This is a genomic window from Haemophilus paracuniculus, from assembly GCF_002015115.1.
GTDB lineage: Bacteria > Pseudomonadota > Gammaproteobacteria > Enterobacterales > Pasteurellaceae > Haemophilus_E > Haemophilus_E paracuniculus.
In genome coordinates this window covers 45,687-59,010 of record NZ_MUYA01000006.1, presented here as the reverse complement: position 1 = coordinate 59,010, position 13,324 = coordinate 45,687, and the positions used below count along the sequence as shown (strand labels likewise).

Genomic DNA, 13,324 nt, shown 5'->3' with positions numbered 1-13,324 from the left:
CAAACAGCATTATGACTACTGCTGCCAAATCTTAGACGGCACAGAAAAGAATGATAGCTTGTTCGTGATGATTTTTGAACTGGATGACGAAAATGAAGTCGATAGCCCCGAAATGTGGATCAAAGCCAATCCCAATATCGGCAAGTCTATCCCTTTTGCGGATTTTGAAAACACTATCGCCAAAGCAAGGGGCATTCCGTCCGAATGGGTCGAAATGCTTACCAAACGCTTTAATGTCTGGTGCAACGGCACAACCCCGTGGCTAGGCGAAGGGAACTGGAAACAGTGCGAACGCCATTACAGCGAAGAAGAACAAATCGGCAAAATCTGCTATATGGGGCTAGATCTATCTAGCACTAACGACCTTACCAGCATTTGCTACGCATTCCCCCACGAACAAAACCGAGTGCGGATCATCACACGCCACTACATACCCGAATATCAGCTACAAAATGTCGCGAATAAAAATCGGGCAATCTATCAGCAATGGGTGCGAATGGGCTGGCTAACCCCGACCAAAGGCGACTGTATCGACTACGACCGCATTCGAGACGATATCCTCAAAGACAGCGACAAATGGGAAATCAAAATGATCGGCTTTGATGTCTGGAACGCCACCCACCTACGCACCCAGCTACAAGGGGCAGGCTTAGAGGTTGAGCCATTTCCGCAGACCTACCAACGGTTCAGCCCCGTAGCCAAAAGCGTAGAAGTGCTGATCAACCGACAAATCATCGAGCATAACGGCGATCCCGTGCTGGCGTGGGCGTTGTCGAATGTCGTAATGGAAGCAGACGCCAACGCCAATATCAAACCGAACAAAAAGAAATCAGCAAACAAAATCGACCCCGCAATCGCTTTCTTAATGGCGTTCGGCACTTACCAGCTAGAATACGGCGACCTTGCTTTTGAAATGAGCGAACAGCAACGCCAAGCTCTCGCCAACTTCAACGGGATCGACTTGTAGTAAACCTATCTCGCCCGATTTTTCGGGGCAGCGTACTTCCACCATTGGTGGATGTTTAACTTCCCCCAATGGGGGATGATGATAGCTTTCAGCCGTGTACATAAGTACACAACTGAACAAACGCATTTTTGCGTTGGTTGAACGGGCGAAAAAAATCGCTGGTTGAGGTTATGAACGTTCCCCAAATTTCGGGAGCGTTCCTCATTTTTAAGGAGCGTGGGGGTATCCAAATTTGGATAGGGGTATGCCCAAATTTGGACACACCCCAATAATTAACAACAGGAAAGAATAATGAAGTTTTCAGCTCAAATTCAAAAAAATATCGCCCAGTTTAATAGCGACTTACAAAAAGCCCAGTATTCAGCAACAAGAGCAGGGTTGAGACAAGGGATCAACGAATACAAACGCATAACTAAGCCACTTATCCCGAAACTGGCTCAAAGCACCCCATACCGACAAAAAGGGGCATTAGCACGCAAATTAAGAGCCAGTGTCAAATTAAATAAGGACAAAACAGGCGGCAGAGCCTCACTATATTTTTCAACAAGAGCCGATAAGCCTGCTATGCTTACGCGTAAGCGAGTGAGAACAACGAAATCGGGCAAGAAATTGACGGGAGCAGTAAAAGCCTATAAAAATGATGCGTTCTACTGGTTTATGGTCGATCAAGGCACAAGTAAAATGGCGGGTAGATTTTACCGCAACCGAGCCAAAGCCGCAGGGCAAGCAAGAGCCGACCAAAAACTACTTGAAACATACCGAGACACCTTAATGGCAAAAATGAAACGTTGGAAATAGCCAAATAAAAAAGCGGCAAGTTTCACAACTTTCCGCTTTTGATTTACAAGTGTTTAATACTATTTTGGTCGATCATTCATTTAAGGAGCTTTTAACAAAGTTCTTTTCAGAACCTTGCTAAATACTCACGGCAGAAATATAGCAAAAAAGAGATTGAAAATCAAAGAAAAATTGTTTATTTTTACAGTATCTTATCGTAACCTTTCGTAATTAAACTTATTAAGGAACAAATATGCAAGACCCTATTTTAGATGAAATAAATCGATTAGATGAAATAGCGAAGAAAAACCCCGAAGATTTAACAGCCGAAGAATTTGAATTGCTTAAGAAAGGGAGTGCGGCTTATCTTCATTCTTTGCAAAATATGGATGAAAAAACCTTAGCCGAAAACATTGTTAAAATGGCTGATAATCATCAAAAAATCGCTAATGTAGATGATATTCTTTTCTGTTTAAAAGGGCTTAAAGATAATATCTTTATGTTCATTGAGGAAAAAAATAAATTGGTCGATCTTGTTGTAAAAGAGGCAAAATTACCAGAGGAAGATGAGAAAGTTTTTTATGAGGCAAATAATACAATAGATAAAACAATAGAAGAAATTTTAAATATGTTCAGCCAAGCCATAGAAATACATTCGCTAAATATCTACCGTCAATTACAAGTCGATCAAATTGTAAAAGGAAAATTAAACAGCCGATTAAGAAATAATGAAAGAGCCTATAAATCCCAAGTGGAAGAAATTGCAAAAGCAGAATGGGAAAATAATTTAGCGACCACTTATTCCACCATTCTGAAAAAGGCGAGAGAAAAATATAATATCACTGAAACAGACGACACCATTAAAAAGTATTTAAGTGAAATTGACCCACTGCCAAAAAATCAAAAACGCACTAAAAACGGCAAAATTGTGAATGTCAAAACATAACTTGCATTTAGGGCATAATAACCAGTGAATACTCCCTATCACTTGTGATTATGCCCTTAAATCCACTTATCGCCCTCTCGAAAAATCCTCAAAATACCCCTCGTAACGTTACGCAACCATTCAAACATTCACTTAACTTTACGAGAGGACACCAATGCAAAAAGCACCAATCCCACCGCATAAAGCCCCCATCGCCGAAGCCGTATGGGGAACAACCGAAGATGTGATGATTATGATCGGCTACAAACGCACCAAGCTACACAGCCTAATGCGTGAAGATAGCACCTTTCCCAAACCGATCCGCCTGTCGAAAACTCACTTACGCTGGAATTTAGACGAAATCAACAGCTGGATCAAAGCTAAAGAGGCAGAACGTGCGTAATAAAAAAGCGGCTGGCTTGAACCAACCGCTAAAAAGGTACTCACGGTACTCTTTTTTATTCATCAATCTAAACTAAGGATTGCAACATTATGCGAGCGAATTATAACACCATTTCAAATAAAATTCATACAAATTCATCTGAACGTGAAAATATTTCACGCAAAAAGCCGTTTACAAGCGGTCAGATTTCCGCTAAATTCCGCACCGCAGTCTTAAATCAGACTGCCGAGCGTGGAAACTCGAATAATTTATACTTGGCGAACATCAGCACGCCTTTTCAAAACCGTGCTTTTTTTTGTTCGTAGCCCAAACACACCCCAAGAAAACCGCCCGAATAAAGCGGATTTTCTCTCAATGGTAGCGTTTGGCGGGCAAGGTATCGCCCTTGACTGTTTTCCAAGTATAGCAGTTTTTCCACCCCGTCAAACGCTATCGCCCCACACCGTGGAAAGTGTCGCGATAGCCCCGAATAATCAATACTTGGAGCAAATCGCAATGATTTATCAATTCTTATGCGTAAACCGCAACGCCACCCCATACCTTGAAGAAATCGTACAGGTGCAAGCCATCAACGAAGACGAAGCACGCTGGCAATTAACCGCCCAACACGCTTTATTAGCGACCGTTGGACGATACCCCGACAACCAAACCCAACAGGCAACCGACCGCACCGCCCGCCTAAACGCCCGACTACTGGCAAAATTCCGCCCAAATCACACCGCTTGGGAGGTGGTTTATGCGTAATCTTACCCGACTAGAAACCAGCCAAGCCTTACAACAAATTCAAGAAGCCGAGGCGATTTTATTTTTAATTCAGAAATGGACAGAGCCAACGGAAGAGAACGAGGGCGATTGCGTTTTGAATAATAGCCTTGCGGTTTTAGGCGATTGCATTAACAGCGTTTACTTAACCTTGAAAGGGGATTTAAAGCTAAAAGGGGGCAACAATGCGTAATCGCCCACAACTTACTGAAAATCAATTCATCGTAAACGGCAACGCCGAAAAATTTAAGCAAGCAACGCACCGCTTGAATGAAATTGAAAGTTTGCTTGCCGTGATGACAGGCGTAGATCACGCTAAAGCAGACCAAGTAGCGATCTCAATCGCTATTGAAGTCATCGGCAAACTGTTGGGCGAAGTCAGCGACACATTAAACTCAATGAGTATTGAGGAGGTAAGTAATGCTTAATCCAACCCCACTTCAAAACCTTAACACGCAATTTGATTTACTCAAATTCCATATTTCTGCGATTGAGCCTTGCGAAACAATGCTAAACGTTATCCGCACCCGAGCAGGGATAAACAAGATTGAAGACTACGAGGTCGAGGAAATAATCAAAGGCGTAGAAACCTTATTGTATTTAGCCCAAGAGCGTATCAACGAGCAAGTAGTACATATTGAGAATATGATTAACGAAAGCCTCACCGCTCAACCAACCCCGACCGCCAAGCGAAACATCAAAGCCCCGAAAGCGTGGAAACCCGAGCCATTTGTCGAGGGAACAGACGAAAAACTCGCCCAAATCGAGGAACAGAAATTACAGCAAGGAGGCGAGGATGTCTAAACCTAAAACAGCGTACTATGTTAAAAAGCAATCGCCCAACCCACACGAAGCTGTTCACATTGTGGCAGGTTCGGAAAGCTGGGATAAAGAACGCTGGCAGATGATTAAGGAATGGACACAAGCCGAGCCAAACTATCAGCCCGTGATTGTGGATGCAAAAATTCTACAAAATCTACCCGCTTGTCGCATTTGCCCCGAACAGAAAAAAGCGGTCAGCATTTTCAAAGCGGGCGAATTAAGCCTTGTTGAGCAAGAAAAAATCATCGTGGCACTTGCCAAGCAAACCCAAGCCAAGAGCGTAGGCTTTTATGATGAAGCCCTTAACTTGATTTTCAACGCCAGCGAACGCGTAGCCGAAATTCGCCAAGGCAACGGCGACAGCGTGGCGGAAATGGTGGCAGGCAACGCCCCAAACTTTGAGGCAAGCACGCAAAAAGAGATTGTCGAGAGCTTTTTACAATGGCACACCACCCCGTTAAAGCGTGATATTGTGTTCGGTAGAACCTACCGCTACAACGGTTTAATGTGGGAGCTAATCAGCGATGAACAGCTAAAACGGCAATGTATGGCATTTTTTGAAGAATTTAACGGCGATTACACCGCGAACAAAATCAACAAATTAGCCGAGCTGATTATTCTCAAACTCGCCCCAATCCCGTTAGAAAATCCCGATTTTGTCGGCTTTCAAAATGGCGTACTGAATAAGAAAACAGGGGAATTTTTACTGCATAGCCCCGATTATTTCTTACGAGCAGTGGAAAATACGGCTCTCAACACCGAAAGCACCGCCACGCCGCATTTTGATGACTGGTTAGCATTTGTCAGCGACAGCCACGAACAAAAACGGCTGGCAATTTTGGCAGGGCTTTATATGATTTTGACCAATCGCCACGAATGGGGCTTATTTCTTGAAGCGTCAGGCGTGGGCGGAGGCGGCAAAAGTGTATTAGGACAGATTGCCACCATTTTAAACGGACAGGGACACACCACCATTTTAGACCTCAAAGGCTTTGAAGATGTGAAAAGCCGTTCGGCATTGATTGGTAAAACCCTTGTTTACAGCCCCGACCAAAAGCCCTACAAAGGTTCAGCAGACGAGTTTAAGGCAATGACAGGCGGCGACCCGATCAAGGTTAAGCTACTGTACAAAGACGAAATCGAAATCAAAGTAAATGCCGTTTTTGTGATGTCCACTAACTCGCCATTACTCTTTACCGACCGCAACGGAGGCATTGCACGCAGACGAGTGATTATCCCGTTTGATCGTGAAATTCCGCCCGAAAAGAAAGATGTCAATTTTATTGACAAGGTCAAGGCAGAAATCTACGGCATTGTGCAAAAACTGCTGGCAACATTCCCCGAGCCAAGCACCGCACGGCAGATTTTGGAGAATTACAAAGGGGCAAGTGGCGGATTAGAGATTAAATCACAGGGCAATCATCTGATCGACTTCGCCCAAGCCTTTAAGGTGGCGAATGATGAATTAGGTTTATTTTGGGGGAGTAACAACACCGACAAAAACAAAGATAATGCACTATATCAGGCGTATTTGCATTATTGCGATTGTCAAAACCTCAAACCGATCAACCTTTTCACCTTTAAGCAGGCTTTACCCGATGTTCTCAAAGAGACAGGACAGACGGCAAAAGTAACCCAGCACCGATCCACAGGGGGCTATATGCGGACGAATATCCAATGGAAAAATAAGGATGCTACTTTCAAAGAGTGGCAAGGCTAAAACAAAATCACAGGGCGAGCAATCGCCCTTTTTTGTTGCTCAAAATCCGCCATTTTCCCCAAAAACAGTGATATCAAGTGAAAATCACTACCCCAATCACTCACAAGATAAAGTGGCGTAACTCACTTAACCCCTTGTGGCACAAGGCTTTAACCCCAAAAGTGATAAAGTGATTTAAAAATACATAAAAAAAATTATTTTTTTTTCTAAATCCCAACTTGCTTTACAAGTTAGATCCAACTATTTACTATGCCGCCCGAACAAAGGCATTTGATTTTGTATTTTAGGAACACGGTTAGGAACACAGAAGAAAATATAAATGAAAAATTGCTTTATATATCAAAATCTTACCCTATAAAGTCGGGTTCAGCCGGTGCACCATTTCCCCTTTCGTAACTTATCGTAACCTTTCGCAAAACCCTTGAAAATACTGGCTTTGACGTACTTTTTATCTTTCTTACTTACGTATTTGTGGTACATAATCCAAGATGTTTTAAAATTTGCTATCGTTACTTAAGAAGCGTGCTGTATTTTGACTAAATTTTTGACAAGCAGTGATATAGAGATAATCTTTTGTATGTATGAAGAGAAGAACTATCAACAAGCGGTTAGATTTTTGAAAATTCCACAAATCCCATTTTTTCCCTTGTATTTCCCAAATTCGCCCCCATAATGGGCAAATTGCATTTTAAGAGAGAAATAGTATGCCAAGAAAAAAGCAAACCGTTGAATTACCACTCTTGCCTTTGCGTGATGTGGTTGTTTTTCCGTTTATGGTAATGCCGCTGTTTGTGGGGCGTGAGAAGTCGATTCAAGCCTTGCGTGCGGCGATGGAAAGCAATAAACAATTATTCCTTGTTGCTCAGAAAGATCCGCAAAAAGAAGATCCGACTGGGGGCGATATGTATGATGTGGGTGTGGTGGCAAGCATTATCCAAATGCTGAATTTGCCAGACGGCACAGTGAAAGTGCTGGTGGAAGGGCAGGTTCGTGGCAAAATCACCCACACCCGTGATGACGAAACAGGGCTTTGGGCGGAAATCCTACCCCTTGCTTCGGAATATGATGATCAGAATGAAGAGCTGAAAGCCCTTGCCAGCACAACGCTTTCAGAGTTTGAAACTTACATTAAGAGCAACAAAAAAATCCCTGCGGAAATTTTGCCGAAGTTGCAAAAAATTACCTTTGAAGACCGCTTGGCGGATACGATTGCGGCGAATTTAATCGCCCCTGTTAAGAAAAAACAGGAATTGTTGGAACAGGTGAATTTGGTGGCACGTTTTGAGGCGTTGTTGGTGGCGATGGCGACCGAAATGGACACCCTCGAAACCGAGAGCCGAATCCGCAATCGCGTTAAGCAACAAATGGAAAAAAATCAGCGTGATTACTATCTCAACGAGCAGATCAAGGCGATCCAAAAAGAACTTGGCAACGGCGAAGACGCCGAGCAGAGCGAGCTAGACAAGCTCAAAGAGAAAATCGCTGAGGCGAAATTACCGAAAGAGGTGCAAGAGAAGATCGACAGCGAATTTGCCAAGCTGAAAGCAATGCCGCAAAGTTCGTCCGAGGCGACTGTGGTGCGTGGCTATATTGAGTGGATTTTGCAAATGCCGTGGCACAAGCGGTCGGTTGTCAAAAAAGATCTGCAAAAAGCCCAAGAAGTATTGGACAGCGATCACTACGGCTTAGAGCGTGTCAAGGAACGCATTTTGGAATATCTCGCGGTGCAGAGCCGTTTGAACAAGCTCAAAGGCCCGATCCTCTGTTTGGTTGGCCCACCAGGGGTGGGTAAAACGTCCCTCGGTCAGTCGATTGCAAATGCCACGGGCAGAAAATATGTGCGAATGGCACTCGGCGGCGTGCGTGATGAGGCGGAAATCCGCGGGCATCGCCGCACCTACATCGGCTCAATGCCCGGGCAGCTGATGATGAAAATGGCGAAAGTGGGCGTGAAAAATCCGCTGTTTTTGCTCGATGAAATCGACAAAATGGCACAAGATATGCGTGGCGACCCTGCCTCTGCCTTGTTGGAAGTGCTTGATCCAGAGCAGAACAAAGCCTTTAACGACCACTATTTAGAGGTGGATTACGATCTTTCTGATGTAATGTTTGTGGCGACGTCCAACTCAATGAACATTCCGCCAGCCTTGTTGGATCGTATGGAAGTGATTCGTCTTTCGGGCTATACCGAAGATGAAAAAATGCACATCGCCAAGGGCTATTTGCTCAACAAGCAAATGGAAAATAACGGCATCAAATCGGGCGAATTAGTGGTGGAAGAGAGTGCGATTTTGGATATTATCCGCTACTACACCCGTGAGGCGGGCGTGCGTAATTTAGAGCGTGAAATCGCCAAAATTTGCCGTAAAGCGGTGAAAGCCTTGGTAATGGATAAGAAACTCAAATCGATCACGGTTAATAGCGACAACCTCAACGATTATTTGGGCGTGAAACGTTTTGATTACGGCAAAATGGATAGTCAAAACCGTGTCGGCGAAGTAACAGGTTTGGCGTGGACGGAAGTCGGCGGCGACTTGCTCACGATTGAAACCGCTTCGGTAATCGGCAAAGGCAAATTCTCGTTTACGGGGTCGCTCGGCGATGTGATGAAAGAGTCGATCCAAGCGGCGATGATGGTGGTACGAGCCAGAGCGGAACAGCTCGGCATTGCCACCGATTTCCACGAAAATCGTGATATTCACGTTCACGTCCCAGACGGTGCAACCCCGAAAGACGGCCCGAGTGCAGGGATTGCGATGTGTACCGCCCTAATTTCAAGCCTCACGGGTAACCCTGTTCGTAAAGAAGTGGCGATGACGGGTGAAATCAGCTTGCGTGGTAAAGTGTTGCCGATTGGTGGTTTGAAAGAGAAATTACTCGCCGCCCACCGCGGCGGCATTACCACTGTGATTATTCCAAAAGAGAACGAAAAAGATTTGGAAGAAATCCCAGAAAACGCCAAACAAGCCCTCACCATTCACGCAGTGGAAACCATTGACGAAGTGCTGGCAATCGCCCTCGAAAACCCACCGCAAGGGGTTGAGTTTGTGCCACAAACCACTTCCTCAATCAAGGTCAAACGCCCAAGAGCGAAGTCGGTGATGCAATAATTTCTAAATGAAAAAAGGATTAAGTTTTGGCTTAATCCTTTTTTATTGCGATGAAATAATTGCAAGGGGTTGGATTTTCAAAAAATTTCGTATTTGTTGCCCCCTTCCCCCTGCTACGCAGGGTACTTCCCCCGCAAGCGAGGGAAGATCTTAAAATTACCACGAAACTAGATCTGCTACTGCAAGTGGGGGAAGATCTTAAAATTATCACGAAACTAGATCTGCCCCCGCTTGCGGGGGAAGTGGTCGAGCAAAGCGAGACCGAAGGGGGCGATCCAGTTAAATCTTATGATTCAAATACCACTGCGACAACACTACCCCCGCACTCACCGCCACATTCAAGCCACTATTGAGCGGATTTTCAAAAGAAAGATTGACGGTGGTATCTTCGGGATATTCCACATCCGCCGAGATAATCTCACTCAACACAACCGCCACTTTCTCAGCAAGCGGTGTTTTGGCGAGGGAATTTGCCTGTTTATGGCGGGTTAAATGTACGATCTGATAGCCTGCGTTGCGTAGCTGAGCGAGGGCAATTTGCTTATGTTTGGTTTCAAGGCTATGCACAAATTCCAAACCGCCTTCCGCCACTCTTGCCGCCGAACTGCTGTTTAACGCATCGCCGTTTTCCACCACAATCCCTTTCACGCCGTAAAAGGCACAGGCACGCACCACACCACCGATATTTTGGGCGTTTTGCACCCCGTCTAGCACCACTACGCAATCACGTTGGCGAGGTAGTTTCAAATAGCCTTCGAGGGAAAGTGTCGGGGCTTTTTTCACCAATAAGCAAATGCCACCGTGATGTTCCGTGCCAGTTACGCGTTCCATTTCTTCATTATCAACAACGTGATAGGCTTTTTTCTGCTCGGCGAGATAGCTCAATAAATCCCCCGATTTTTTCGCCATTTCCACCGTTGCCCACAAGCGTACAATCGCCTCGGGGCGTTGTTGGAACAAGGTGAAGCAAGCATTTTCGCCGTAAACTTTCATCTCTTCTAAGCGATTTTTCTTGATTTTTTCGGGCGCACGAGACGATAACGCCCCCGTTTTTTTGCCCTCAGTTTTCTGCCCTTTGACCATAATCTGCACGCTTCCCTCACGCCCTGCTTTTCTGGCGGTGGTTGGGTAGATTGGCTCTGAATGTAAGGTTGGACGTGGATTTTTTGAAAAATCTGACCGCTTGTTACGGCTTTCCGCACGATTTTCTGAACGATTTTCACGCTGCTGACGCTGTTCAAGGGTTTGAAAACGCGGTTTTTGATTGAATGTCGGTTTCATAAGATTGATTTGATTAGGGAAAAGTGGGCGATAGGATAACAGAAAGCCTGCTAAAATGGTGCTACTTTTTTATATTGTTGATTTTTTATGCACAATGACCCTACGATTGTTGCTGAAAGAAAAAAGCAAGATGATTAAACTAAACCAAAACCAAGAGGAATATCACAATGTGGCAAATTTTTAATTTAGAGCGAAACGAAATTAAATCGACAGGGAAGAAATGGTTTACGTTCAATTTTTTCCGCCCGAAAAAAACATTATCAACCCCTGATCAAATTCGTGAGGCAACGGAAAACTTTCCTGATTTTACCCAAGAGTTTGATACGATTTTGAAATTTTGGCTACCTGAAATGGTGTATCAATGTATTCAAGAACAGCGTAAATCTTCTCGTTTTAGCATTGCGGAAATTATTCGAGATTTTTGTATTACCCATTGTTATGGCAAAACGGCTTCAATGCATTTACAACGGAATAATCGCTGGAAGTTAGATAAAAATATTTTAGCCCGTGAAGCCCCTACGCTAATCCAACAATATGATAGTGCTTTTTCATTAAGTGTACCTGATTTGGGTAAGAGTATTTATCCGATCAAAATTTGTATTCATCACAAGCTAAAAAATGACCTGATTATTCTAGCCGATTTAAGGGGAATGAGCTTGTCAGAATATTTACGAGAAATTTTAACCACTTATTATTTGGGGAATGGATTTTTACCTAATCAGAATGATTTGATGAAAAGTGAAATTCAGCAAGAGTTAGAGAAATTCTTGAATGAAGAAGATGAAGTTATTCAATTCGTTTTAAATAATACTACTGAAAATGGTGTAACGAAATGAAGTTAAACGTATTTAAAGGATATGTATCTAATCCAAAAGCATTATTGCAAGAAGTATCGGTTGGTATAGTTTATTTTATCCATAATGGTCGTAATGCTTGGCATAGTACTTGGTCTCAAAAATATCATAGTGATGGCAGTTTTTTTACGACTTTTGATGAGGCGAAAGAGAGAGCAGAGCAATTAAGAACAAATGGTTCTGTATTTTATATTCATCAAATGCCTTGTTTGGTATTAAGAACCAAAGATAATACTTTCCTTGTTTCAGGAATAGCGAAAACTAGTGATCCACTAGATCCACTAAAAGATTATGATCCAGAGTTACTGTATGCAAATAAAGAAATTTCATCTGTTTTGGATTATTTGAAAGGTGTATATTCTTTTACGGAAAATTTAATTATATTTTGTTCTAACGATCCGAAGTTTAGGGTTAAAAGCCATAATGGTGGATTTCTTAGATCAAATAAGTCTTATTGTTATAGCAGTGATTATCCTTTTGAATGGGAAGATTATGCAACTGAATATTATTCTTCTTCGATTATGAATTTATATCGTATATTTAATAATTTACCTAATAACTAACATTTAAAAGATAGAATGGGGAAAATGTAAGTTAGCATCAGTTTCAAAAAAAGCATAACTTTGTGTAGGTAGGAATTGGGTTTCATTCTTCCTAAGCAATCATTGCTTGTTCCCCATTAACTGCTCATCAAGCGGTGAGATCCTGCAAAATTTTGTAAGATCTCACCGCTTGTTATTCCTTTCTTGCCGATCTTTCTCTATAATTCACGCCTTTCTATGTTCTTTTTACGTTCTTTAAAATCTGGTGGAAATATGAACCCAATGTTAAACATCGCAATCCGTGCCGCTCGCAAGGCGGGTAACGTGATTGCCAAAGGCTATGAGCAAGCCCCAAGCGATATTGAAGTGGCTCAAAAAGGTGCAAATGATTTTGTTACCGCAATCGACAAAGCCGCCGAGCAGGCGATTATTGAAGTGATCCGTAAATCTTACCCTGACCACGCCATTGTTGGCGAGGAATCGGGGATTTTGGCAGGCGAAAATGCCGATGTGCAGTGGGTGATTGATCCACTAGACGGCACAACCAATTTTGTAAAGCGTTTGCCACATTTTGCGGTGTCGATTGCGATTCGTGTGAAAGGTCGCACTGAGGTGGGCGTGGTTTACGATCCAATCCGTAACGAGCTTTTCACCGCCGTGCGTGGCGAGGGGGCGAAATTAAACGAGTTCCGTTTGCGTGTGGATAACGAACGCCGTGATCTGCAAGGGGCGGTGCTTGGCACGGGTTTCCCTTTCAAAACGGCAAAACACATTCCCGCCCATTTGAATATGCTTGAAAGCCTGATGAATAGTGGCGTGGCGGATTTCCGCCGCACTGGCTCGGCTGCCCTTGATTTAGCCTATGTGGCGTCAAACCGCCTTGATGGATTCTTTGAAATTGGTTTGAAACCGTGGGATTGTGCCGCCGGCGATTTGATTATCCGTGAAGCGGGCGGTTTGGTGTGTAACTTTGTGGGCGGCACGGATTACCTCAAATCGGGCAACGTGGTGGCAGGCAATGCCCGCGTGGTGAAAGCGATTTTAAACGGCTTGCAGCCGACTTTAACGGACGATTTAAAAGCCTAATTTGAGCGAGCAAGCGAAAATTTCTAAAAATCTTACCGCTTGCTCGCCGTTTTTTTCATTCTTCCCAACCTGATG

Annotated in this window: 15 protein-coding genes; 14 read left to right on the top strand and 1 reads right to left on the bottom strand. The window is 43.7% G+C overall.

The annotated features are described in order from the left end of the window. The 11 genes from B0187_RS05030 to lon all read left to right on the top strand — a co-directional run. Nucleotides 1-967: terminase TerL endonuclease subunit (locus B0187_RS05030; protein WP_143413761.1), on the top strand; the 967-nt coding region annotated here is incomplete at its 5' end. Between the two features lie 291 nt (nt 968-1,258). Further along, on the top strand, nt 1,259-1,765 hold the full coding sequence (locus tag B0187_RS05025) for a hypothetical protein (protein WP_078236772.1): 507 nt from the start codon (nt 1,259-1,261) through the stop codon (nt 1,763-1,765). Between the two features lie 232 nt (nt 1,766-1,997). Further along, a complete protein-coding gene (locus B0187_RS05020; RefSeq protein ID WP_078236771.1) occupies nt 1,998-2,690 on the top strand; it encodes a hypothetical protein in 693 nt (230 codons plus the stop codon). 154 nt (nt 2,691-2,844) lie between these two features. Beyond that, on the top strand, nt 2,845-3,072 hold the full coding sequence (locus tag B0187_RS05015; protein ID WP_078236770.1) for a helix-turn-helix transcriptional regulator: 228 nt from the start codon (nt 2,845-2,847) through the stop codon (nt 3,070-3,072). An 89-nt stretch (nt 3,073-3,161) separates the two neighbouring features. Continuing rightward, complete coding sequence (locus tag B0187_RS05010) at nt 3,162-3,377, top strand: hypothetical protein (protein WP_078236769.1); 216 nt, start codon at nt 3,162-3,164, stop codon at nt 3,375-3,377. Nucleotides 3,378-3,426: 49 nt separating this feature from the next. Next, nucleotides 3,427-3,816, top strand: a complete 390-nt coding sequence (locus B0187_RS05005) for a hypothetical protein (protein ID WP_078236768.1) — start codon at nt 3,427-3,429, stop codon at nt 3,814-3,816. After that, nucleotides 3,809-4,027 carry a hypothetical protein gene (locus tag B0187_RS05000; protein WP_078236767.1) on the top strand — a complete coding sequence of 73 codons (219 nt, stop codon included), beginning with the start codon at nt 3,809-3,811 and terminating at the stop codon, nt 4,025-4,027. Before B0187_RS05005 ends, B0187_RS05000 begins: the two co-directional genes overlap by 8 nt. Next, complete coding sequence (locus B0187_RS04995; RefSeq protein WP_078236766.1) at nt 4,020-4,262, top strand: hypothetical protein; 243 nt, start codon at nt 4,020-4,022, stop codon at nt 4,260-4,262. Before B0187_RS05000 ends, B0187_RS04995 begins: the two co-directional genes overlap by 8 nt. Further along, nucleotides 4,255-4,638 carry a hypothetical protein gene (locus B0187_RS04990; protein WP_078236765.1) on the top strand — a complete coding sequence of 128 codons (384 nt, stop codon included), beginning with the start codon at nt 4,255-4,257 and terminating at the stop codon, nt 4,636-4,638. The genes B0187_RS04995 and B0187_RS04990 overlap by 8 nt, the downstream gene beginning before the upstream one ends. Next, a complete protein-coding gene (locus tag B0187_RS04985) occupies nt 4,631-6,376 on the top strand; it encodes a DNA primase family protein (protein ID WP_078236764.1) in 1,746 nt (581 codons plus the stop codon). The genes B0187_RS04990 and B0187_RS04985 overlap by 8 nt, the downstream gene beginning before the upstream one ends. A gap of 704 nt (nt 6,377-7,080) precedes the next feature. Further along, nucleotides 7,081-9,486 (top strand): endopeptidase La, encoded by a 2,406-nt coding sequence (lon, locus tag B0187_RS04980; protein WP_078236763.1) that lies wholly within the window; start codon nt 7,081-7,083, stop codon nt 9,484-9,486. Between the two features lie 279 nt (nt 9,487-9,765). Here lon and B0187_RS04975 read toward each other — a convergent pair whose 3' ends face one another. Continuing rightward, nucleotides 9,766-10,767: a TrmH family RNA methyltransferase gene (locus B0187_RS04975; RefSeq protein WP_078236762.1), complete on the bottom strand. Its 1,002-nt coding sequence runs from the start codon at nt 10,765-10,767 to the stop codon at nt 9,766-9,768. A gap of 167 nt (nt 10,768-10,934) precedes the next feature. Here B0187_RS04975 and B0187_RS04970 point away from each other — a divergent pair, with 167 nt between their 5' ends. The 3 genes from B0187_RS04970 (at nt 10,935) to suhB (ending at nt 13,249) form a co-directional block, all read left to right on the top strand. Further along, nucleotides 10,935-11,603, top strand: a complete 669-nt coding sequence (locus tag B0187_RS04970) for a hypothetical protein (protein WP_078236761.1) — start codon at nt 10,935-10,937, stop codon at nt 11,601-11,603. Then, complete coding sequence (locus B0187_RS04965; RefSeq protein WP_078236760.1) at nt 11,600-12,184, top strand: hypothetical protein; 585 nt, start codon at nt 11,600-11,602, stop codon at nt 12,182-12,184. The genes B0187_RS04970 and B0187_RS04965 overlap by 4 nt, the downstream gene beginning before the upstream one ends. Nucleotides 12,185-12,436: 252 nt before the next feature. Continuing rightward, a complete protein-coding gene (gene suhB / locus B0187_RS04960; RefSeq protein ID WP_078236759.1) occupies nt 12,437-13,249 on the top strand; it encodes an inositol-1-monophosphatase in 813 nt (270 codons plus the stop codon). Nucleotides 13,250-13,324 lie beyond the last annotated feature (75 nt).